At 68.7% G+C, this 21,492-nt stretch carries 21 protein-coding genes and 2 tRNA genes; 12 read left to right on the top strand and 11 right to left on the bottom strand.

All coding sequences use genetic code 11. The features are described from left to right. Position 1: 1 nt before the first annotated feature. From ACPYOG_RS06020 to ACPYOG_RS06000, 5 genes are all read left to right on the top strand, one after another. Positions 2 to 75 (top strand) — tRNA-Ile (locus tag ACPYOG_RS06020). Between the two features lie 55 nt (positions 76 to 130). Beyond that, on the top strand, positions 131 to 1,375 hold the full coding sequence (locus ACPYOG_RS06015; RefSeq protein WP_481293340.1) for an MATE family efflux transporter: 1,245 nt from the start codon (positions 131 to 133) through the stop codon (positions 1,373 to 1,375). A gap of 109 nt (positions 1,376 to 1,484) precedes the next feature. Further along, a complete protein-coding gene (locus ACPYOG_RS06010; protein ID WP_481293339.1) occupies positions 1,485 to 3,710 on the top strand; it encodes a glycosyltransferase in 2,226 nt (741 codons plus the stop codon). 80 nt (positions 3,711 to 3,790) lie between these two features. Then, positions 3,791 to 3,994, top strand: coding sequence for a hypothetical protein (locus tag ACPYOG_RS06005; RefSeq protein WP_481293338.1), 204 nt, complete (start codon positions 3,791 to 3,793; stop codon positions 3,992 to 3,994). Positions 3,995 to 4,167: 173 nt separating this feature from the next. Continuing rightward, positions 4,168 to 4,713, top strand: coding sequence for a hypothetical protein (locus tag ACPYOG_RS06000; protein WP_481293337.1), 546 nt, complete (start codon positions 4,168 to 4,170; stop codon positions 4,711 to 4,713). 83 nt (positions 4,714 to 4,796) lie between these two features. On the opposite strand, the gene ACPYOG_RS05995 is transcribed toward ACPYOG_RS06000, so the two are convergent. Further along, the gene (locus ACPYOG_RS05995; RefSeq protein ID WP_481293336.1) at positions 4,797 to 5,159 is read right to left on the bottom strand and encodes a hypothetical protein; all 363 of its coding nucleotides are present in this window, start codon (positions 5,157 to 5,159) and stop codon (positions 4,797 to 4,799) included. 63 nt (positions 5,160 to 5,222) lie between these two features. After that, positions 5,223 to 5,702: an NUDIX hydrolase gene (locus ACPYOG_RS05990; protein ID WP_481293335.1), complete on the bottom strand. Its 480-nt coding sequence runs from the start codon at positions 5,700 to 5,702 to the stop codon at positions 5,223 to 5,225. Positions 5,703 to 5,778: 76 nt separating this feature from the next. Here ACPYOG_RS05990 and ACPYOG_RS05985 point away from each other — a divergent pair, with 76 nt between their 5' ends. Further along, positions 5,779 to 6,237, top strand: a complete 459-nt coding sequence (locus ACPYOG_RS05985; protein WP_481293334.1) for an NUDIX domain-containing protein — start codon at positions 5,779 to 5,781, stop codon at positions 6,235 to 6,237. A gap of 10 nt (positions 6,238 to 6,247) precedes the next feature. Here the strand turns inward: ACPYOG_RS05985 and ACPYOG_RS05980 are convergent, their stop codons facing one another. Next, positions 6,248 to 6,583 (bottom strand): hypothetical protein, encoded by a 336-nt coding sequence (locus tag ACPYOG_RS05980; RefSeq protein ID WP_481293333.1) that lies wholly within the window; start codon positions 6,581 to 6,583, stop codon positions 6,248 to 6,250. Between the two features lie 111 nt (positions 6,584 to 6,694). Here ACPYOG_RS05980 and ACPYOG_RS05975 point away from each other — a divergent pair, with 111 nt between their 5' ends. Further along, complete coding sequence (locus ACPYOG_RS05975) at positions 6,695 to 8,410, top strand: bifunctional 3'-5' exonuclease/DNA polymerase (RefSeq protein ID WP_481293332.1); 1,716 nt, start codon at positions 6,695 to 6,697, stop codon at positions 8,408 to 8,410. A 67-nt stretch (positions 8,411 to 8,477) separates the two neighbouring features. After that, the gene (locus ACPYOG_RS05970; RefSeq protein ID WP_481293331.1) at positions 8,478 to 9,338 is read left to right on the top strand and encodes a DUF1684 domain-containing protein; all 861 of its coding nucleotides are present in this window, start codon (positions 8,478 to 8,480) and stop codon (positions 9,336 to 9,338) included. A gap of 110 nt (positions 9,339 to 9,448) precedes the next feature. Here the strand turns inward: ACPYOG_RS05970 and ACPYOG_RS05965 are convergent, their stop codons facing one another. Continuing rightward, a complete protein-coding gene (locus ACPYOG_RS05965) occupies positions 9,449 to 10,024 on the bottom strand; it encodes a PadR family transcriptional regulator (RefSeq protein ID WP_481293330.1) in 576 nt (191 codons plus the stop codon). A 184-nt stretch (positions 10,025 to 10,208) separates the two neighbouring features. Here ACPYOG_RS05965 and ACPYOG_RS05960 point away from each other — a divergent pair, with 184 nt between their 5' ends. After that, positions 10,209 to 10,712, top strand: a complete 504-nt coding sequence (locus ACPYOG_RS05960; RefSeq protein ID WP_481293329.1) for a DUF3145 domain-containing protein — start codon at positions 10,209 to 10,211, stop codon at positions 10,710 to 10,712. Between the two features lie 133 nt (positions 10,713 to 10,845). Here ACPYOG_RS05960 and ACPYOG_RS05955 read toward each other — a convergent pair whose 3' ends face one another. The 6 genes from ACPYOG_RS05955 to aceE all read right to left on the bottom strand — a co-directional run bounded on the left by ACPYOG_RS05955 (position 10,846) and on the right by aceE (position 18,485). Continuing rightward, a complete protein-coding gene (locus ACPYOG_RS05955) occupies positions 10,846 to 12,084 on the bottom strand; it encodes a beta-ketoacyl-[acyl-carrier-protein] synthase family protein (RefSeq protein ID WP_481293328.1) in 1,239 nt (412 codons plus the stop codon). A 108-nt stretch (positions 12,085 to 12,192) separates the two neighbouring features. Further along, entirely contained in the window at positions 12,193 to 12,444 is a 252-nt protein-coding gene (locus ACPYOG_RS05950) for an acyl carrier protein (protein WP_018190963.1), read from the bottom strand. Between the two features lie 59 nt (positions 12,445 to 12,503). Further along, positions 12,504 to 13,508 (bottom strand): beta-ketoacyl-ACP synthase III, encoded by a 1,005-nt coding sequence (locus tag ACPYOG_RS05945; RefSeq protein ID WP_481293327.1) that lies wholly within the window; start codon positions 13,506 to 13,508, stop codon positions 12,504 to 12,506. Positions 13,509 to 13,529: 21 nt separating this feature from the next. Next, a complete protein-coding gene (locus ACPYOG_RS05940; RefSeq protein WP_481293326.1) occupies positions 13,530 to 14,450 on the bottom strand; it encodes an ACP S-malonyltransferase in 921 nt (306 codons plus the stop codon). A gap of 85 nt (positions 14,451 to 14,535) precedes the next feature. Next, positions 14,536 to 15,750, bottom strand: coding sequence for a PucR family transcriptional regulator (locus ACPYOG_RS05935; protein WP_090037057.1), 1,215 nt, complete (start codon positions 15,748 to 15,750; stop codon positions 14,536 to 14,538). A gap of 8 nt (positions 15,751 to 15,758) precedes the next feature. Next, positions 15,759 to 18,485: a pyruvate dehydrogenase (acetyl-transferring), homodimeric type gene (aceE, locus tag ACPYOG_RS05930; RefSeq protein WP_481293325.1), complete on the bottom strand. Its 2,727-nt coding sequence runs from the start codon at positions 18,483 to 18,485 to the stop codon at positions 15,759 to 15,761. 199 nt (positions 18,486 to 18,684) lie between these two features. Between aceE and ACPYOG_RS05925 the strand changes: the two genes are divergently transcribed. Both ACPYOG_RS05925 and ACPYOG_RS05920 read left to right on the top strand, forming a co-directional pair. Further along, positions 18,685 to 19,155 carry a peroxiredoxin gene (locus ACPYOG_RS05925; RefSeq protein ID WP_481293324.1) on the top strand — a complete coding sequence of 157 codons (471 nt, stop codon included), beginning with the start codon at positions 18,685 to 18,687 and terminating at the stop codon, positions 19,153 to 19,155. Between the two features lie 130 nt (positions 19,156 to 19,285). Beyond that, positions 19,286 to 19,358: transfer RNA gene (locus tag ACPYOG_RS05920), tRNA-Val, on the top strand. A 91-nt stretch (positions 19,359 to 19,449) separates the two neighbouring features. Here ACPYOG_RS05920 and ACPYOG_RS05915 read toward each other — a convergent pair. Further along, positions 19,450 to 20,043, bottom strand: a complete 594-nt coding sequence (locus ACPYOG_RS05915) for a TetR/AcrR family transcriptional regulator (protein WP_481293323.1) — start codon at positions 20,041 to 20,043, stop codon at positions 19,450 to 19,452. Positions 20,044 to 20,141: 98 nt separating this feature from the next. Here ACPYOG_RS05915 and ACPYOG_RS05910 point away from each other — a divergent pair, with 98 nt between their 5' ends. Next, positions 20,142 to 21,479, top strand: coding sequence for an MFS transporter (locus ACPYOG_RS05910; RefSeq protein ID WP_481293322.1), 1,338 nt, complete (start codon positions 20,142 to 20,144; stop codon positions 21,477 to 21,479). The last annotated feature ends 13 nt before the right edge of the window (positions 21,480 to 21,492 follow it).

Raw genomic sequence — 21,492 nt, 5'->3', positions numbered from 1 at the left:
CGGGGCGGTAGCTCAGCTGGTCAGAGCAGGGAACTCATAATTCCTCGGTCACGGGTTCAAGTCCCGTCCGCCCTACGCAGGAGCGCCCAGCCCAATCGGAGACAGTTCCTTGCGCTGGTAGAGTCCTCGGGTGAATGAGACCCGGCGCACCATCGCGGGCGGCATTCTGCTCGTCGGTGCGGCGACCATGCTCGCGAACGGCGCGTCTTACCTCCTATCGATGTTCGCCGCGCGGTGGATGAGCGTGCCCCAGTACGGTGCGCTCGGCGCTCTGCTGAGCATCTCGATCATCGGCGGCACGCTCGCACTCGGCGTGCAGGCGGTCGCCGCCCGCCGGATCGCAGCGAGCGGCACGGGCGTTGAGGAGGAGCGCGCCGCGATCGTCGGCCTCGGCGTGCGGCTCACTGCCGTGATCGCGGTCGGCGGACTCGTCGTCTCGTGGCCGCTGGCGATCTTGCTCGATGTCCCTCTCGCGGCCGTGGTCCTCACCTTCCTGGCCGTCGCCGCCTCTGTGACGGGATTCGGTGCGCTGGGGCTTGTCCAGGGCGATGAACGTCACCGGCATTACGGCTTCGCCTATGCGGCGATCGGCTGCCTCCGGGCAGCGGGCGGAGTGGTGGCGCTTGTCATCCGGCCCGAGGTGACCTCCGCCTGCCTGGGGATCCTTGCCGGAACTCTGGCAGGAACAGTGGTGGCGATCCTCATCGCCGGTCCCTCGCGCCCCCGGCGGCGGCTCACTGCGCGGTTGGGTCGGGAATTCGCGGCGACCACGGGATCCCTCGTGGCCCTCTATGCCCTCTCGAACACCGATCTGCTCCTCGCCCGTATCTTTCTCGACGGGGAGGCGTCAGGAGAATACGCGCTCGGATCGCTGGTCGCCAAGATCGCCTTCTTCCTCCCGTATGCAGTCATCACGGTGTTCTTCCCTAAGATGTCGGCCGGTACGCTGCGGCACGCGTTCGAGCTCGCGGTCGGCGCATCGGCAGCAATCGGGGCTGTCGCCACCGTCGGTACCGCCGTTCTGGGAGGCCCGCTCGTGTGGTTGATCGGCGGTGACAAATACGCTGGATTCGCCGCGCTCGCCTGGCTGTTCGCACTGGAGGGCAGCCTGTTCGCAGTCCTGCAGGTGATTCTCTACGCAGGATTCTCCTCGCGAGCACGGTCGCTCGGGATCCTGACGGGGTGCGCGCTGGTTGTGCAGGTCGTCGTGGTCTCGTTCTGGGTGCACCAGTCGGTTGCCGCGATCGTCCTGTGCACGTGCGTCATCGGAGCATCTCTGGTCGTGATCGGCATCGTGGTGGAGCTCCGACGGACTCGCCGCGTGGACGCTTCGGCGGCACGCCCTGGACTCGTCGGGTCGTCGCCGCGTGAATGAACCGGCGGCGGGCGGCGCTGATAGACTCCCGCGAGAGCGCACGGCGCTACTGTCGACCGCCCGAAACCGCCCGTTCGGCCACGACCATCACGAGGATCACGCAACACGCATGTCCGACCGCATTCGCTCCGGCGCGGCGAACCGCTTGTGGCCCCGGTCCACCAGCATTTTCCTCATCCTGGTCGGGGTCGTGCTCAGCGTCCTCTCGTTCGTCGTCGTCATCCACATGCCGGCCCTGCCCTGGCATTCGGCACGAGCCCACGAGCTGCAGGCGACGTACGACGCCTTCCGGCAGACCGGCACGCTTCTGATCAAGGCGGTGAACTCGGGCTCGAAGTACACGCAGGTGGCAGGCCCCGGCCCGTGGGTGTCCGCGGCCTGGGACGACGACCCCGGCGCGTACATCATTGCCAGTCTGATGAATCTGGTCACGCATTCCGGGTCGCCCTACCCGGGGCTGGGTCTTGCGGAAGCCCTCCTTGTCGCTCTTCCGCTCCTCTGGCTGCCCACCGCGGTTGCGCGCATCTTCAAGCGTGCACGTGCCGGGTATGCCGTGGTGCTGCTCCCACCCCTGATGTGGCTGCTGAACAACGGCACGATCCTCGCGGGCACCGAATACGGCCTCTCGGACTCTGTGAGCACGACCCGTGTCTATGCCCTCTACGGGATCGCCGCCTCCATCGCCTTCCTTTCGCTGTCCCTGATCGTGCTGTTCTGCACGTTCCGCCTGCGGATCGGTGCGCTGATCGCGGTGAGCTGCGGCATCGTTGTGCTCGCTTCCATCGGCGACCTCGCCCGCTCCCTCTCCGGGATGGGTATCGCGGCAGCGGTCGGCGTGCTGTGGTGGCTTCACGCACGCAAGAAATGGCGTTGGCTGGTCGGGATCGGCGCTGCGCTGACAGCGATCGCCCTGACTTTCGGCCTGCAGAACGCCACCATGTCCGGGCTCAACGCCGCCCGCAGCGCGACCACCGGTCAGAGCATGGCGGAGTTGCCGGCGTCGCACGGCACCTGGCACCCGCTCTACCTGGGTCTCGCGTATCCGCAGCCGATCACGGGGCAGCGTTCGCCCTTCGGGATCAAGTGGTCCGATGAGTTCGCCTGGGACAAGGCGCGTGCGATCGACCCCAAGGTGGTCATCGCGAGCGACCAGTACGACCTGATCATCCAGAAGCTCTATCTGGACGAAGTGAGCGCGCATCCGCTCATCGCCGCGCAGTTGTACTTCGCGAAGTTCCTCTACGTGGTAAAGCATTTCGGCGCCATGCTCGCCTTCATCCTGGTGGGACTCGTGCTGGCGCTGATGCGGCGTGCACCGCAGCGGAGGCATCTCGGCGCGGCGGTCACCGTCACCGTTCCGACGATCCTGCTCGGTCTGGTCCCGCCGGTGCTCGTGATGCCGTTCCTGTACTACTACTCCGAACTCACTGCCGGGCTGAGCATCCTCGTCGCGATCGCGCTCGGCGGATTGGTCTGGTCCCTGACCTCCATGCCGGCGCACGTGCGGGCGTCGGAGCGTAACCGGCTGAGCACTCGTGTCCTGCCATCGGAGCCGCAGGCGGAGTCCTCGGTGCGACTCAGCGTGATCGTGCCGACGCGCAACGGCTCCGCCGTCCTCGGCGGTACCCTGGCGACGCTGTCGGCGGTGCTCTCTTCCGAGGACGAGATCATCGTCGTGGAGAACGGCTCGACCGACGACACCTGGCAGGTACTGGAAGACGCGAAGGAGTCCTGGACGGCGGCCGCTGCGCTCGTGCTGCGCCAGTCGGAGCCCGGACTGGGGGAGGCGCTCCGCACGGGAGTGCTGAGCAGCCGGGGACGACGCGTGCTGCTGACGGCGGACGATCTGCCGTTCGGGTTGTCCGACATGGAACAGTTCGAGCGACTGCCGGCAGAGGTCACGGTGGCGATCGGCTCGAAGGCGCATCCCGACTCCCAGGTGCGCCGTTCCTGGCGTCGCGGGGTGCAGTCCCGCGTCTTCCGATTCCTGCGGGAAGCACTGCTGCAATCCACGGTGGGAGACAGCCAGGGCACGATCTGGGCCGACGGCGACTGGTGCCGTTCCCTGGCGATGGTCTCCCGCGAGTCGGGGTTGATGTGGACGACCGAGTTGGTCCTGGCCGCTGAGCAGCAGGGAATCCGGGTCGTCGAGGTTCCCGTCGTGCTGAGCGAAGGTCACGAATCCGGGTCCAGCCGGTTCCGCTTCGGGGATGCCTGGCGCTCCGTCGTCGGGTTCACCCGGCTCGCTGTCTACAAGGACGACTACAGCGACGAGCACTGGGTCGTCCCCCTGCACACGGGCCCCGTCCGTCAGCCAGATGGATCGATCACCTAGCGGTGCCCAGATGCCCTGGCGAGAGGGTGGTACCAGTTGGTACCATAGGGTTACGCTCCGACACGACTTCAGGAGGAATCATGGCGATGAACTTGCGACTCGATGCTGCTCATGAGGCATTGCTGGAGGCACTTTCACAGGAAGAGCGCCGGACGAAGACGGAGATCGTGAAGCTGGCCATCGAAGAGCGAGCAGCGAAGGCTGACAAGAGCGCGCGAACGCGTGCCATCTTTCAGCGGATCATGGATGAGGACGCCGATCTGCTCGATGCGCTCTCCAAATGATCGAATACGAAGTTCATCCGGGCGGTTGCTAAAATCGGTTCCCGTTCATCGAGGTCGTCGACTGGATCGAGCGCCATACGGAGGTGATGTCCGCTGGAGGCGGGGACATCCTCGCCGCGCGGGATGGTTCAATCCCCTAGCGATTCCGGGCGTCAGGGGTACCGTGAGGCGGCATGAACACAACCGGATGGATTGTTCTCATCGTCGTGGTGGTCGTGATCGTCGTGGTCGTGATCCTCGCCCTCACGGTGGGCCGCAACCGCAAGCGTGAAGCGGACCGCCACCGCGCGGAGGAGATGCGGCAGACGGCCGCTCAATCCGAGCTCGAGGCGCGCGAGCGCGAAGCGAAGGCCGCACGTGCCGCAGCGGACGCCAAGCAGGCCGAAGTGGATGCGGAGCGACTGCGACGCGAGGCGGGGGATCGCGAGTCCGCCGCCGCTGCCGCGCGATCGGAGTCGGAGGAGGCTCGGCGCAAGGCCGACGACGTCGACCCGGATGTCCGGACCGACCGGCACGGCAACCGGATCGACGACGGTCCGCGCGATGCGACCGCGGCAACGCCGGGGACCACGGCTACGCCGGGCGGGACCACGGCGGCCGGAACGACACCCGGCGGAACGACGGCACCGGACGCGACCACGGCTCCCGATGGCACGCCACGGCACGCCGCCGGGCATGACGCGCCGCGCTTCGACGACGGCACCGGCTCGCGCCCCTGACACTCGGCGCCGAGTCCGGCCCCGACGATCCAAGCGCCTCAGCTGCCGGCGCGGACGCCGATCCCGTCCGCGCCGGCGTCGCGTCAGCCTTCGCCCAGCGCGTGCAGCAGCTGGGCCTTGTTCATCCGTGAATAGCCTTGGATGCCGCGGTCCTTCGCTCGGTCGCGCAGTTCCCGGAACGTAGGGATGCCCGTGCTCGACGCGGGCGCATCCACGTGGTCCATCAGCTGCTTCGCCGACACGCGAGCATCCGCTGCGGTCTTCTTGGCCCTCCGGACGGCCCTCTTCGCATCCTTCGCCGCTCGCTGCAGCCGGTCGGCGAGGTCTTCGGCCTCTCGGCGGGTCTTCTTGTCGAGCTTCTTGACGGCCTTCTCGGCTTCGCCGACCGCGACTCGCGCCGAGACCAGCGCCTTCTCCGCCACCTTCTCGGCTTTGCTCTTCGCCACAGTCCCTCCTTCGGGTTCCACCCCCGGTGAGGCCAACCATACGGCGCTGGACCGCTGTGCGCGCTAGTGGGTTTCCGTGTTCTCCGCGAGGTGTGCGACCAGCGCATCCACAATGGGCCGCTGCGCCTTCGTCAGCTTTGTGCGGGCCTCATCCACGGTGAACCAGCGGGCGTCGTCGATCTCGGGAAACTGCTGCATCCGCCCCGATCGCGGGGGCCACTCCAGCTCGAAGGTGTTGCTCTGCACCGCATCCGGCTGGAACTCGGTCTCGGCGGCGAAGACGACGATCGTCTTCCCCGATCCGCGGAACTCGCCGAGCGGCACGTAGTCCGCATCCGGGGCGGCGGTGCCGATCTCTTCGGCGAACTCCCGTTGTGCGGCGACCAGCTCGTCGCCGAGGTCGTCCGACTCCACGAGTCCCTTCGGCAACGACCAGGCGCCCTCGTCCTTCCGCGCCCAGAACGGGCCGCCCATGTGGGCGATCCACACCTCCACCCCGGCACGGCGGCGGTACAGGAGCAGGGCGGCGCTGCGGACGGGCATGGCCCCAGACTGCCACCTCACGACGCCGGGCGTCACCTCCGCACGGGAGCGCGGGATCGGCGACTAACGTGGAGATGTGGACTCAGGAGACGCGTGGGTGGAGGGGCCGGACGGCCAGCGGTTCTGGGGCCGGTTCGGCGCGGCCGGGCTGCTCGTCCACGACCTGCGTCGCGGCGTCCTGCTGCAGCATCGCGCCGACTGGAGCCATTTCGGGGGGACGTGGGGATTGCCGGGCGGCGCCCGGCATGCCGACGAGACCGCGGTGGAGGGGGCTCTGCGGGAGGCTGCGGAGGAGGCGGCCGTCCCGCCCGAGGACGTGCGGGTGCTGTTCGAGAGCGTGCTCGATCTCGGATTCTGGTCGTACACCACCGTGGTGGCTCAGGCCATCCGTCCCTTCGAGCCGCACATGGCGGACGTCGAGAGCATCGAACTGCGCTGGGTCGCGGTCCCGGAGGTCACCGGACTCCCGCTTCATCCCGGCTTCGCCGCTTCCTGGCCGCAACTCCGGGCGCGCCTGACCGCTCTCTCCGACTGACCCCGCGGCGTCAGGAGGGGACGCGCGGGCGCAGGAGCGCAGTGGGGACGTCGTCGTAGCCGCCGGGGACGCCCGTGTAGGAGGCGGCGCCGGGATACGCAGCGGCGCCAGGGTACGCGGGCGCGCCGGGGTAGCCGGGATCTCCTCGGTACCGCCAGCTGCTCTCTGCGAAGAGCCGGTCGCCGCGGATGGTTCCCAGGTACTCGCCGTCCGGGGTGACGACGTCGTCGTCGCCCCAGGGGAGCCAGCCGATCCAGTCGCCCTCGGGATTGAACACATCCCGGGCTCCAGGGTCGGTGCGGAACGCGATCCACGCGCCCCGACTGTCGTGCAGATATACAGTCATCGTCGATCATGCCTTTCGGGTCGGCATCGTCGTTGATCGCATTGTCGATCACCGGGATGTCCTGCGCAAGCATCCAATTCGGGTGTCAGCGGCAGCACGGACAATAGGAGGGTGCACATCCTCCTCGAGCGGCCCGACCGCGGAGTCGTTCGGGCGACCTGGCTCGATCCGGGCCGTTTCGCGGAGGCGGGGGCCGACCAACGAGCCGAGCGCTCGGCGGACATCGCCCTCGACGAGCTGCCCGCTTTCGTCGAGGCCCAGGAGGCCGGCGACGAACGCCCGCGCTGGGTGTGGGACGACACGAGCGCGTGGTATGCCGCGCTCCTGGCCGCCGGCGTGCGGGTCGAGCGCTGCGTCGACCTGCGGCTGTGCCACGTCATCCTCCGCAACTCCACGCTGACGGCCCGCACCCGGCTGGCGACGGCGGAACCGGGCCCCTGGGATGTGGCCCTCCAGCCCGAGCTGGAGCAATCGCCCACCGCTCACACCGCCCTTTTCGACCTCGAGCAGCCCGGGGGCACGCTGGCCGCCGAACGGCCGTCCGGTCGCACGGAACTCCTCGCGCAGGAGGAGGCCATCGCTGCGAGCGCGGATCCCGGACGCCTGCGCCTCCTGCTCGCCGCGGAGTCCGCCGGCGCGCTCATCGCCGCAGAGCTCCAGCACGCCGGGCTGCCGTACCGCGCCGACCGACACGACGAGCTCCTCACCGAGCTTCTCGGCCCACGCCCCGCGTATGGCCGGCCCGCGGTGCTCGAGACGCTCGCGCGCGAGCTCCGCGAGCACCTGGATGCGCCCGACCTGAACCCGGACAGCCCGCCCGAGGTCCTCAAAGCCCTGCAGCGCGCGGGCGTGATGGCGGTCTCCACCCGCTCCTGGGAGCTCCGGAAGCTCGAGCATCCCGTCATCGAGCCCCTGCTGCGCTACAAGAAGCTGTCGCGCCTGCTCACGGCGAATGGATGGGCGTGGCTCGACGCCTGGATCCGCGACGGCCGCTTCCGCCCGGACTACATCCCCGGCGGTGTGGTGACCGGTCGGTGGGCCACGCGCGGAGGCGGCGCGCTGCAGCTGCCGAAGCAGGTCCGGAGCGCCGTCGTGGCCGACCCGGGCTGGAAGCTCGTCGTGGCGGATGCGGCTCAATTGGAGCCGCGCATCCTCACCGGGCTCTCCGGCGACGAGGCCATGGCCGCAGCGGGCCGCGGGAAGGACCTCTACGAGGGCATCGTGGCGTCCGGAGCCGTCGACGAGCGCGCGCACGCCAAGGTAGCGATGCTCGGCGCGATGTACGGCGCGACGACCGGGGAGAGCGGCCGCCTGATGCCGCGGCTCACCCGCGCCTTCCCGGGTGCCATCCGGCTGGTGGAGGACGCCGCCCGCGCCGGCGAGCGCGGCGAGAAGGTCACTTCCCGGCTGGGGCGGAGCTCGCCGGTCCCGGGACCGGCCTGGGACGCGACGCAGTCGGCGGCATCCGGCCCTGACTCGACGGAGGCGGACGAGCGCCGCGCGCGCAGCCAGGCCCGGGACTGGGGCCGCTTCACGCGCAACTTCGTCGTACAGGCGAGCGCCGCGGAATGGGCGCTCTGCTGGATGGCCGAGCTGCGCAACCGGCTCACGGCCCTGGTGCCCGGGGCGGTGCTGACGGAAGCGCCGCATCTCGTGTACTTCCTGCACGACGAGGTTATCGTCCACACCCCTGAGCAGCACGCGGAGGAGGTGGTGGCCGCCGTTCACGCCGCCGCCAAGAAGGCCGGCCGCCTCCTCTTCGGAGGGTTTCCGGTCGAGTTCCCGGTGACCGCCGCTGTCGTCGACAGCTACGCCGACGCCAAATGAGATCCCGGGCGGAATGCCCGAGTGTCGGAGTTGGTTGTGACGGGGTACCTGACCGAGGATGGAGACCATGACCGACACCGCCACCGCACGCGACGACGCCAACCGCACCGACCCGGATGCCGTGCTCGCGCGCTATCGCGCCCGCCGCGAACAGGCGGTCACGGCGCCTCAGGGCAACCTCGCTCTCGTGAACACGCAGTGGATCACCGGCGACCCGGAGTCCGAGCAGCCGGTGTGGGGTGTTCCGGGCCTGTGGTCGCCGCTGCCGAAGGGGCAGTCCGGCCTCAAGGTCACCGCGCAGGCGACCGACAACATCTTCGTGGATGACGTGCTCGTCGACGGCTCGGCGATCGTTCGCGGCAAGAACGACCCGAACCCGGGCGCCATCCGGTTCAGCGACACCGTGACGGGCTTCGTCATCGCCAGCGAGGACGGCGACTACGCGCTGCGGGTGTGGGATGCGAACTCCGAGGCGATCCAGGAGTTCGGCTCCATCGACGCGTTCCCGTTCAACCCCGAGTGGATCATCACGGCGGGCTTCACCCCGATCGAGGGCGGGAAGACGGTCGGCTTCGAGCACCTCAAGGACGACGGCGCGACGCGCGACATGGTCATCCCCGGCGAGATCACGTTCACCAAGGACGGCGTCGACTACAACCTCGCCGCGTTCAAGGCGGGCCGCGCGCTCCAGCTGGTGTTCTCGGACAGCACCAACGGGGACAGCACGTACTCGGTGGGCCGCTTCCTCTTCGTCGTGCCCAACGAGGACGGGACGGTGACGCTCGACTTCAACCTCGCGGTACTGCCGCCGTGCGCGTTCAGCTACAACTTCAACTGCCCGCTGCCTCCGGCGCAGAACCGCTTCTCGGTGCCGATCGAGGCGGGCGAGAAGAACGTCCTCAACACGCAGGGCGAATTCCTCCACTAGCGCGGCACATTCGTGACGAATGGTCACTCTGACCGCCGGAAAGCGGTGATTCGTCACGAATGTTCACCTGAAGTCGCCAGACGACTAACGGTGATTCGTCGCGAATGGCGTCAGTCGCGGGCGGCGGACTCCGCCGCGGGCTTACGGCCGCGGCGCGGGCGCTCGGGGGAGCGCGGCTTCACCAGGGCGGTCGGATGCGCGCGGAGCATCGCCGCGACCTCGTCCAGCCATTCGATGGCGGCCTTCGCGCCCAGTTCCGCAGCTCGGTTGGCGGCGAGGAGGGCCCGGGAGTCCGCTTCGTGCCTCAGGTAGCGGATCTTCTCCTCGAACGCCGCGCGGTAGTCGTCCACGATCGTGAGCGCCTGGCGGCCATCCAGGGAGGCGGCGATGAGCACCTGGTCCTGCATCTCGTCCCAGTCGGGCCGGCTGTCGACCGGACCGTGACTCAGCCACGCGGCCGCAGCATCCCGTCCGGCCGGCGTCAGCTCGTACAGCGGCAGGCCGTCGTCCGTCGCCCCGGCGGAGGCGACGAGACCCTGGTCGGTCATCCGGTCGAGCGTCGAGTAGACCTGCCCGGGGTTGAGCTGTCGCCGGTGCGCCGCCCGGCAGAGGAACTCGCTCTGCAGCTGCGAGCCGTAGGCCCCGCCCTGCGTGAGGAGCGCAAGGAATCCGTTCTGCACCGACATACTCGGTATGCTATTCCGTCCTGCCGTTCGCAGGGCGAGCGAATCGCCGAATCACAATCTTGTAACTCCCCGCGGTTCTCGGGCATAATCGTGGCAAGCGCGTGAGCGCATCCAATTTCATACGCCGCAGTACTCATCCGTTCCTGGTCGTAGGGGAAGACGCACCAACGAACGGAGGAGAACCATGTCGGCACACGCAGCTCGAGGGGCGCTCTACGTGCACTCCTCGCCGAGCGCGCTCTGCCCCCACATCGAGTGGGCCGCAGGACGCGCTCTCGGACGAGCCGTGAATTTCACCTGGGAGGCACAGCCTGTGCTGAAGGGCTCGCAGCGTACCGAGTTCTTCTGGGATGGCCCCCCGGGCACCGGCGCACGCCTCGCGTCCGCCCTGCGCGGCTGGGAGCACCTGCGCTACGAGGTCACCGAGGACGCCGGCCACGGTACCGATGGCGGCCGGTGGATGCACACTCCCGACCTCGGGATCTTCTTCGCCCAGGTGGACACGGCGGGCAACATGGTCGTGCCGGAGGACCGGATCCGCTACGCCATGGAGATCGCCGGCGCCAACGCCCTGGAGCTGCACCGCGAGCTCCGGCTCGCGCTCGGGCAGGCCTGGGACGACGAGCTGGAGCCGTTCCGCCACGCCCACGACGACACCTCGGTCATCTGGCTCCACAACGTCGGCTGACGCCGTCGTACCTGACTCCCGCGACGGGCCCGGCTGGGCCGCCCGCACGCGGTGACACGCAGAAGGCCCCGGTCATACGACCGGGGCCTTCTGCTACGGAACGGTTCTCGCTACCGCCGAGGACTGCTGCGCCTCAGTAGCTGCGGAACGCGGCGACCGCATTGTGGCCGCCGAAGCCGAACGAGTTGCTGATGACGAGCTGCGGTTCGTCGCCGAGCGGCTGAGGCTCGCCGACGACCTGCAGTGGGATGGCCGGATCCATCTCGGTGATGTTGATCGTGGGCGGCGCGACACGGTCGCGGATCGCGAGGATGCTGAACACCGCCTCCAGAGCTCCGGTGCCACCCAGCAGGTGACCGGTGGATGCCTTGGTCGCCGACACCGGGATGGTGTGCACCCGCTCGCCGAACACCTCGCGCAGGGCGACGTACTCCGACGGGTCGCCGACCGGCGTGCTCGTCGCGTGCGCGTTGATGTGGGTGACGTGGTCGGGGGAGGCGCCCGCCCGGTCGAGGGCGAGGTGGACGGCGCGGCTGGCCCCGCGTCCCTCGGGATCGTTCGCGGTGATGTGGTACGAGTCGGCGGTGACGCCGCCGCCGGCGAGCTCGGCGTAGATGCGGGCGCCGCGCGCGAGTGCGTGCTCCTCGGTCTCGAGTACGAGACTGGCCGCGCCTTCGCCCATGACGAAGCCGTCGCGGTCGACACTGTAGGGGCGGGAGGCCGTCTCGGGGGCGTCGTTGCGACGCGAGAGCGCCTGCATCGACGAGAACGATGCGACCGTGATCGGGTGGATGGCCGACTCCGTGCCGCCCGCGATGACGACGTCGGCGAGGCCGGCCTGCAGGTGCTCGTACGCGTTCACGAGCGACTCGGTGCTCGACGCGCAGGCGGAGGCGACCGTGCGCGCGAACGCGCGGGCCTCGAAGTGCATCGACACGGCGGCGGAGGCCGCGTTCGGCATGAGCATCGGCACGGTCATGGGGAGCACGCGCCGTGGGCCGCGTTCGCGCAGGGTGTCCCACGCATCCAGCAGGGTCCACACGCCACCGATGCCTGTGGCGTAATCGACTCCGAGTCGCTCGGAGGGAACGTCAGGCCGCCCTGCGTCCTCCCACGCCTCCATGGCGGAGATCAGCGCGAACTGGCTGGACGGGTCCAGCCGCTTCGCGACAGGACGTTCGAGGACCTCCTCCGGGCGCACCTTGGCCTCGGCGGCGAAGGTGACCGGAAGTTCGTACTTGGCGACCCATTCGTGCTCGAGGGTCCGGGTGCCGGAGACTCCGGCGAGCAGCGCAGTCCAGCTCTCGGGGGCGGTGCCGCCGAGGGGCGACGAAGCGCCCATCCCGGTGACGACGATCTTCTTGGGTCTCATACGACATCTCTCCGTGAAGGGGACGAACACGCTCTCGCTGGAGCGCAACACGCGGGCGGCGACTTCAGACGTACGCCGCCCGCGCGGAAGTTTCTCGGCTGGGGAGCCTTACGCGTTCTGCGCCTTGACGATGAACTCCACCGCGTCGCCGACCGTCTTGAGGTTCTTGACCTCTTCGTCGGGGATCTTGACGTCGAACTTGTCCTCGGCGTTGACCACGATGGTCATCATCGAGATCGAGTCGATGTCGAGGTCGTCGGTGAACGACTTGTCCAGCTCAACCGTGTCGGTCGCGATGCCGGTCTCGTCGTTGATGAGCTCGGCCAGGCCGGCAAGAACTTCTTCGGTGGACAATGCCATGGTTTTTCTCTCCTTGAGGGGTGTGGCCGTGAGGGGTGTCGTTTTGACCGTGGAACAGTCTAGGGCAGCACGACAACTTGGGCGCCGAACACCAGACCGGCGCCGAAGCCGATCTGCAGCGCCAGTCCGCCGCTGAGCTCCGGGCGCTCCTGGAGCAGGCGGTGGGTCGCGAGGGGAATGGATGCGGCGGAGGTGTTCCCCGTCGTCTCGATGTCGCGGGCGATCGCCACGGTCTCCGGCAGCTTCAGCTGCTTGGCGAACTCGTCGACGATCCGCATGTTGGCCTGGTGCGGGATGAACGCGGCGAGCTGGTCGGGGGAGACGCCCGCCTCATCCAGAGCCTGTTTGGCGACCTTGGCCATCTCCCACACCGCCCAGCGGAAGACCGTCTGGCCCTCCTGGCGGAGGGTCGGCCACGGCTTTCCCGCGTCGCGGTATTCGATCAGCGTGTTGTCCATCCCGACCGCGTCCGCCTTGGAGCCGTCGGATCCCCACACCGTCTTGGCGATGCCGGGGTAGTCGCTCGGGCCGACCACGACCGCGCCCGCGCCGTCGCCGAGCAGGAACGAGATGGTGCGGTCGGTCGGATCGACGACGTCCGAGAGCTTCTCGGCGCCGACGACGAGGGCGTAGTGGGCGGCGCCCGAACGGATCAGCGCGTCGGCCTGCGCGATGCCGTACGCGTAGCCGGCGCAAGCAGCGTTCATGTCGTAGGCGGCGGCCGGGTTGGCGCCGACACGGTCGGCGACGACGGCAGCCATGGAGGGTGTCTGCTGCACGTTGGAGATCGTGGCGATGATGACCAGGTCGATGAGCTTCGGGTCGACGCCGGACTTCTGGATCGCCTCACGTGAGGCGTCGGTGGCGAGATCCACGGCGAGGATGTCGCTGCTCGCCCGCGTGCGCGTGACGATGCCGGTGCGCTGGCGGATCCACTCGTCGGAGGAGTTGATCGGGCCCACGAGGTCGTCGTTCGGGACGATGAGGTCGCCGCGCGCCGCGCCGATCGAGAGGATGCGCGTGTACTGCGGGCCGTGCGACTGCTGCAGGGTGGGGTGTGTCATCGGGGGAGTGCTCCTTGCAGCTCAGGCGGCCTGGTCGATGAGGTCGAAGGCGGCGGGCAGGTCGTCGGGGGTCTTGATGGCGACAGTGGGGACGCCCTTCAGCCCGCGCTTGGCGAGGCCGACGAGCGCGCCGGCCGGCGCGAGTTCGATGAGACCGGTGACGCCGGCCTCCTCGAAGGCCCTCATGTCCAGGTCCCAGCGCACCGGCGAGGAGACCTGGCCGACCAGCAGGCGCAGGAACTCGGCGCCGTCGCTGACCTCGGAGCCGTCCTTGTTCGTCCAGAGCCGGAGCGTCGGGTCGTTCGTGGGGAGGGTGGCGGCGAACTCGTCCAGGACAGGCACGGCGGACGCCATGTACCGCGTGTGGAACGCACCGGCGACCTGCAGCGGGATGACGCGTGTCCGAGCCGGAGGGTTCTCGGCCAGCTGTGCGAGCGCATCCACCGCGCCCGCGACCACGATCTGACCGGCGCCGTTGTAGTTGGCGGGGGAGAGGCCGAGCTCGTCGAGGCGCGCGAGCAGCTCGGTCTCGTCCGCGCCGATCACGGCGCTCATGCCGGTCTGCGTCTCGGCCGCCGCGCGGGCCATGGCCGCGCCGCGCTCGCGCACGAAGGCGACAGCGTCCGTCGCGCTGAGGACTCCCGCTCCGGCGGCGGCGGTGAGTTCGCCGACCGAGTGGCCGGCGATGCCGCCGATCCGGTCGCGACGCCCGTCCGCGAGCAGCGCCGACAGCGTCAGCAGCCCCGCGGAGACGATGAGCGGCTGGGCCACTGCCGTGTCCCGGATGGTGTCGGCGTCGCTCACCGTGCCGTGGGCGACCAGGTCGATGCCGACCGCCTCCGAGATGTCGCTGAGCTGATCGCGGAACGAGGACTCGGAGAGCCAGGGGCCGAGGAAGCCGGGGGTCTGGGATCCCTGGCCCGGGCACACGATGACGATCACGGTTTCCAGTCTGCCAATCTTCCGCAACGCGGATGTGTCGATTCGGTACGAAGTATTTCGAGAATGCTGTGCGGTTGTCTACAACTCAGCCGCCGCGGCGTTGCGAATCGGGCTCGTTGATGGAACCGACGATGAGGGCCGCCTGCAGGATGAGCGCTTCGCGCGCGCCGGTCGCATCCCAGCCGATCACCTCGGAGACGCGTTTCAAGCGGTACCGGACGGTGTTGGGATGCACGAACAGCTCGCGCGCGGTGGCCTCCAGCGAGCGGCCGTTGTCGAGGTAGCACCACAGTGTGGTGAGCAGCTCGGCGGAATAGGCCTGCAGCGGGCGGTAGATGCGGCTGATCAGGGTGGCCCGCGCGAGGCCGTCGCCCGCGAGCGCGCGCTCGGGGAGCAGGTCGTCGGCGTGGACCGGGCGCGGGCAGTTGCGCCACGCCTTCGCCACCGCGAACCCGGCGAGGGCGGCCTTCGCGCTCTTGGATGCATCCACCAGGCTCGGCACCTCGTGGCCGAGCACCAGGTGGCCGGGGCCGAAGCCGGGTTCCAGCTGCTGCGCGATCTCGAGGAACGGGACGAGCGGCGCTGTCCCGATCGCATCCTCCGGCGCGCTGGTGCTGGGCCAGGCGCGGCCGATCACCAGGACCAGACGGCTGCCCTGCACGCCGATCAGCACGTCGGCCGACATGTGCCGCGCGATGCGGCGCAGCTGGTCGACGTCGAGCATCTTCGGGGCGGTGCCGACGAGGACGCTCACCTCACCGTGGCCGTGCCAGCCGAGGGCAGCGATCCGGCTGGGCAGCTCGTCGTCGTACTCGCCGGTGAGGATGCTGTCGACGACCAGCGCCTCCAGCCGAGCGTCCCAGAGGCCTCTGGCCTCGGCGGCCCGGGCGTAGACGTCCGCCGCGGCGAAGGCGATCTCGCGCGAATAGAGGAGGATCGCCTCGCGGAGGTCCTCCCCGCCTGCGGACTTCACGCGCTCTTCGACGACCTCGACGGTGATCTTGATGAGCTGGAGGGTCTGCTGCAGGCTGACGCTGCGCAGCAGCTCACGGGGGGCGGCGCCGAACACATCGGCGGCGATCCAGGGCGTCGAGCGCGGGTCGTCGTACCACGAGATGAACGACGAGATGCCCGCCTGCGCCACCAGGCCGACGGCGCTGCGCCGGCCCGGTGGCATGTCGCGGTACCACGGAAGGGTGTCTTCGAGCCTCTTGAGCGTGGTCGTCGCCAGCTCACCCGAGATCTTGCGCAGCCACGCGAGCGTCTCGGGCTTCGTCCTCTCCACCGGTCGGGCGGGCACGGCGGGCGTTAGGACTCGCCGCCCGCGCTGCCCGTGGTCCCGGCGTTGACATCGTGCAGCAGGTACTTCTCGATCGCCCAGGCCGGTGCGTTCGGGTCCACCTGACCGCGGTCTGCGAGCAGTTCGAGGGTGCGGACCACGAGTGACGGGCCATCGATCTTGAAGAACCGGCGCGCCGCCGGGCGGGTGTCCGAGAAGCCGAAGCCGTCGGCGCCCAACGTGGCGTACTCACCCGGGACGAACTGCCGGATCTGGTCCGGGACGGCGTGCTCGTAGTCGGTGACGGCGACGAACGGCCCGTCCACATCCTGGAGCTTGCGCGTCAGGTACGGGACCTGCTTCTCCTGCTGCGGGTAGAGGAAGTTGTGCTCCTGGGCCTTCAGCCCATCGCGACGCAACTCACCCCACGATGTGACGCTCCAGACGTCGGCGGACACGCCCCAGTCCTGCGCGAGCAGGTGCTGCGCCTCGAGCGCCCACGGAACAGCGACGCCGGATGCGAGCAGCTGGGCTTTCGGGCCGGCCACGTCCGAACTGCTCACCCGGTGGATGCCGTGGACAATGCCGTCCACATCCACCTGCTCCGGCTCGGCCGGCTGGACCATCGGCTCGTTGTACACCGTGAGGTAGTACATGACGTTCGGGTCGGGATGCGTGCCGCCGTACATCCGGTCGAGGCCGGCGCGGACGATGTGCCCGATCTCGTAGCCGTACGCGGGATCGTACGAGACGACCGCCGGGTTGGTCGAGGCGAGGAGCGGCGAGTGGCCGTCGGCGTGCTGGAGGCCCTCACCGGTCAGCGTCGTGCGTCCGGCCGTCGCTCCGATGAGGAAGCCGCGCGCCATCTGGTCGCCGGCGGCCCACAGGGCGTCGCCGGTGCGCTGGAAGCCGAACATCGAGTAGAAGACGTAGACCGGGATGAGCGGCTCGCCCTGCGTCGAGTACGAGGTGCCCACGTTGGTGAACGCGGCAACCGCGCCCGCCTCGTTGATGCCCACGTGGATGATCTGGCCCTGCGGGCTCTCCTTGTAGGCCAGGAGCAGCTCGCGGTCGACCGAAGTGTAGTGCTGGCCGTTCGGGTTGTAGATCTTCGCGTTCGGGAAGAACGCGTCCATGCCGAAGGTGCGGGCCTCGTCCGGGATGATCGGGACGATGCGGTGGCCGAAGTCCTTCGAGCGCAGCAGGTCCTTCAGCAGGCGGACGAAAGCCATGGTGGTGGCGACCTCCTGCGTGCCCGATCCCTTCTTCGAGATCGCGTACGCGGAGTCCTCCGGGAGGTTGAGCTCCGTGTACTTGGTACGGCGCTCGGGCACGTAGCCGCCGAGGTCGCGGCGGCGCTCGTGCAGGTAGCGGATCGTCTCGTCCTCGGCGCCCGGGTTGTAGTACGGCGGGAGGTACGGGTTCTCCTCGAGCGTCGCATCCGAGACCGGGATGCGCATCGCGTCGCGGAACGCCTTGAGGTTGTCCAGCGTCATCTTCTTCATCTGGTGGGTCGCGTTGCGGCCCTCGAACGACGGTCCAAGACCGTAGCCCTTGATGGTCTTGGCGATGATGACGGTCGGCTGGCCGGTGTGCTCGACGGCGGCCTTGAAGGCGGCGTACACCTTGCGGTAGTCGTGGCCGCCGCGCTTGAGGTTCCAGACCTGGTCGTCGGTGAAGTCCTTGACGAGCTCCAGGGCACGCGGGTCGCGTCCGAAGAAGTTCTCGCGGACGTAGGCGCCGCTCTCGGTCTTGTAGGTCTGGTAGTCGCCGTCCGGCGTCTGGTTCATGACGTTCACCAGGGCGCCCTCGGTGTCGCGCGCGAGCAGGTCGTCCCACTCCCGGCCCCAGATCACCTTGATGACGTTCCAGCCGGCTCCGCGGAAGAAGCTCTCGAGCTCCTGGATGATCTTGCCGTTGCCGCGCACCGGGCCGTCGAGGCGCTGGAGGTTCGCGTTGATGACGAAGGTGAGGTTGTCGAGCTTCTCGTTGGCCGCCACCTGCAGCTGACCGCGCGACTCGACCTCATCCATCTCGCCGTCGCCGAGGAACGCCCAGACGTGCTGGTCGGAGGCGTCCTTGATGCCGCGGTTGGTGACGTACTTGTTGAGCTGCGCCTGGTAGATGGCGTTGATCGGGCCGAGGCCCATCGACACCGTCGGGAACTGCCAGAACTCCGGCATGAGCCGCGGGTGCGGGTAGCTGGAGAGCCCGCCGCCGGCGTGCGACTTCTCCTGCCGGAAGCCGTCGAGCTGGTCCGCGCTCAGGCGGCCCTCGAGGAAGGCGCGGGCGTAGACGCCGGGGGAGGCGTGGCCCTGGAAGAAGATCTGGTCGCCGCCGCCCGGGTGGTCCTGGCCGCGGAAGAAGTGGTTGAAGCCGACCTCGAACAGCGTCGCGCTGGAGGCGTAGCTGGAGAGGTGGCCGCCGACGGCGATGCCGGGACGCTGGGAACGGTGCACCATGACGGCGGCGTTCCACCGGATCCAGGCGCGGTAGCGGCGCTCGATCTCCTCATCGCCCGGGAAGTCGGGCTCGTTCTCCGGGGAGATCGTGTTGATGTAGTCCGTCGTCGGGACCATCGGGACGCCGACGTGCAGTTCTTTGGAGCGCTTGAGCAGGCTGAGCATGATCTCGCGAGCACGCTCATGGCCATGGGCCGCAACCAGTTGGTCGAGGGATTCCCGCCATTCGGCGGTCTCCTCCGGGTCCGAATCGATGTTATTCATCGAGTACGGGTCCTGGTCGTTTACAGTCACCCTCGACCTCTTTCTTGTGTCGGATGGATCGTGGACTGGCCGGAGCGCTGTCGGGTCTCGACAAGCGCGGGCACCATCGTCCAGCCTAGCCGCACTCCACGACCGTTGCTGACGTCGCTTGGTATGCCGGCGGTGCGGGTCTAAGCTGTGTGCTCGTGCCTGCGTCGAGCCACGCCGCGCCGGCGTGAAAGGACGAACCATGGCCCTCGAGAACGACACCCAGGCTCCCGACTTCGAACTGCTCAACCAGTACGGCGAGACCGTGCGGCTGAGCGACTTCCGCGGTCGGAAGGCGGTCGCGCTGGTCTTCTTCCCGCTCGCCTTCTCGGGCACCTGCACCGGCGAGCTGTGTGCGCTGCGGGACAACCTGGCCCTGTTCGAGGACCACCGCGTCGAACTGCTGGGGATCTCCGTCGACTCCAAGTACTCGCTGCGCGCCTGGGCGGAGCAGGAGGGCTACACGTTCTCCCTGCTGGCCGATTTCTGGCCGCATGGCGAGATCGCGAAGGAGTACGGCGTGTTCCTTCCCGAGAAGGGGTTCGCCAACCGGGCCACCTTCCTCATCGACGAGCGCGGCATCATCCGCTCCTCCTTCATCACCGCGCCGGGTGAGGCCCGCTCCATCGAGGCGTACCGCGCGGCCCTGGACCGGCTGCCCTCCCACGTGTGACCCGGTCCGCCGGCGGAAACGGAGGAGCTTCGCCACTCTCGCCGGCTCTTCCTCCTCCGTCTCCCGCCCTGCGGCGGCGCGCCGCGCCGGATCCCCTCCGTTTCCGACCGGCTAAGCTGGTCGGCAACCCGGGCCTTTAGCTCAGCTGGTAGAGCGCCACGTTTACACCGTGGATGTCGTCGGTTCGATCCCGGCAGGGCCCACCCCTCAGCTCGCCGACATTCGTGACGAATGTCGCGTTGGGCCGCGCGTAGGGGCACATTCGTGACGAATGTCGAGACCCCAACCCGGGCGTCAGGCTTCGCGGGCGAGCAGGTCGAAGAGGGAGGCCACGGTCGCCGGCATGTCGACCGACGGGTCCTGCATCCACTGCAGCTGGAGGCCGTCGGCCAGGGCCTGCACGATGCGGGCGAGCGTCTCGGCGGGCACGCGGTCGGTGATCCGTCCCTCCTGCTGCTGACGCTCGAGGGCGTCGGCGAAGGTGCGGCGGAGGGAGTCCGTCCGCTCGGCGAAGTAGGCGTGGGCTGGGTGCTCCGGGTCGCCGGCCTCGACGGCGAGCCGGGAGAACAGCTGCACGAGGCCCGGGACCTCGGCGTTGTGGCGTACGACATCCACGAAGCCGTCGCGGATGCGCTCCAGCGGGGCGTCGTCGTCCATCGCCCCGAAGCGGCGCGAGTCGACCTCGTCGCGCTTGCGGAGGATCGCCGTGAACAGTTCGTCCTTGCTGTCGAAGTAGTGCAGCAGCCCCGCCTGGCTGAGTCCGACCGCTTCGGCGAGTTCCTTGACGGACGCGCCGCGGTATCCCTCGCGGGCGATCACCTCCAGCGCGGCCTCCAGGATCTCGTCCCGTTTCGCCACGCCCTTCGCATAGGACCCTCGTCGTGCCATTCCCCGAGGATAAACCGAACGCCGCTTGATTTCTGAAAACCGAATGACGTAAGGTTTTGCCACCATCCACGGTGGATGGTGAGAGGAACCCTTCGACAATGACGTCAGACACCTCCGTGCCCACCGGCGACCCGGTGACCGAACCCGACGACGCGATCGACCCGATCGACGCGATCACGACGAACACCTTCGTCGGCACAGCCTCCGGCAGCGACGATCCGCCCGCGCCGCTGAAGGGCCTCCGGCGCCTGATGGGATGGATCGTCCCGGCGAACATCGGCATCTACCTGATCTGGGGAGCGGTGCCCGGCTTCCTCCTGCCGCAGCAGGTCACCCTGCTCTTCGGCCAGCGCGACCACGTCGTCAACTTCACGATCGTCGCAACGATCGGAGCGTTCTCCGCCATGGTCGCGCAGCCGATCGCCGGTCAGCTCTCGGACCGGACGCGCTCACGCTTCGGGCGCCGGGCTCCCTGGATCCTCATCGGCTCCCTGGTGGGCGGACTGTCGCTCGTCGGCCTCGCGTTCGCGAACTCCCTGGTCGGGGTGATCATCGCCTGGACGCTGGTCCAGATCTCGTACAACTTCGCGCAGGGACCCCTCACCGCGGTGATGCCCGACCGCGTCCCGCTGAAGCGCCGCGGCACCTTCGCCGCCCTCATGGGGATCGGCCTGATGGTGGGAGCCCTGGGCGGCACCATCGTCGGGTCGCTGTTCTTCAACAGCGTCGCTGTCGGCTACATCTTCTTCGCCGTGTTCGCCGTGATCGTCCTGAGCCTGTTCCTGCTCACGAACCCGGATCACTCCAGCGCGAGGATCGAGCGCGAGCCGTTCACCTTCGTCGAGTTCCTCAAGACCTTCTGGGTCAATCCCGTCCGCTACCCGGACTTCTTCTGGGCGTTCACCGGCCGGGTGCTGCTCTACACCGGCTACTTCGCGGTCACGGGATATCAGCTGTACCTGCTGACCGACTACTTCCACGTCGCGCATCCGGAGCAGGTGATCCCGATCCTTGGTCTGCTCAGCCTGGTCGGCATCCTCGTCTCCACGATCGTCTCGGGACCGCTGTCCGACCGTTTCGGCCGCCGCAAGCCGTTCGTGTTCGCGTCGGCCGCCGTCGTGGGCCTCGCGTTCCTCCTGCCGTGGGTGTGGCACGACCTCACGGCCTGGGTGGTCATGACGATCGTCTCCGGGTTCGGATTCGGGATGTTCCAGGCCGTCGACACTGCGCTGATGAGCCAGGTGCTGCCGTCGGCGAAGTCGTTCGCGAAGGATCTCGGCATCGTGAACATCGCAGCGACCCTCCCGCAGACGCTCGCTCCGGGAGTCGCCGGGGCGATCGTCCTCAGCTTCGGATTCGCCGGGCTCTTCCCCATCGGGATCGTCCTGGGCATCCTGGGGGCATTGGCCGTGTGGCCCATCAAGGCAACGCGTTGAACCGACCATCCAT

The organism is Leifsonia sp. HAY1-4F (assembly GCF_056755275.1).
This window is presented reverse-complemented; position numbering and strand designations above follow the sequence as displayed.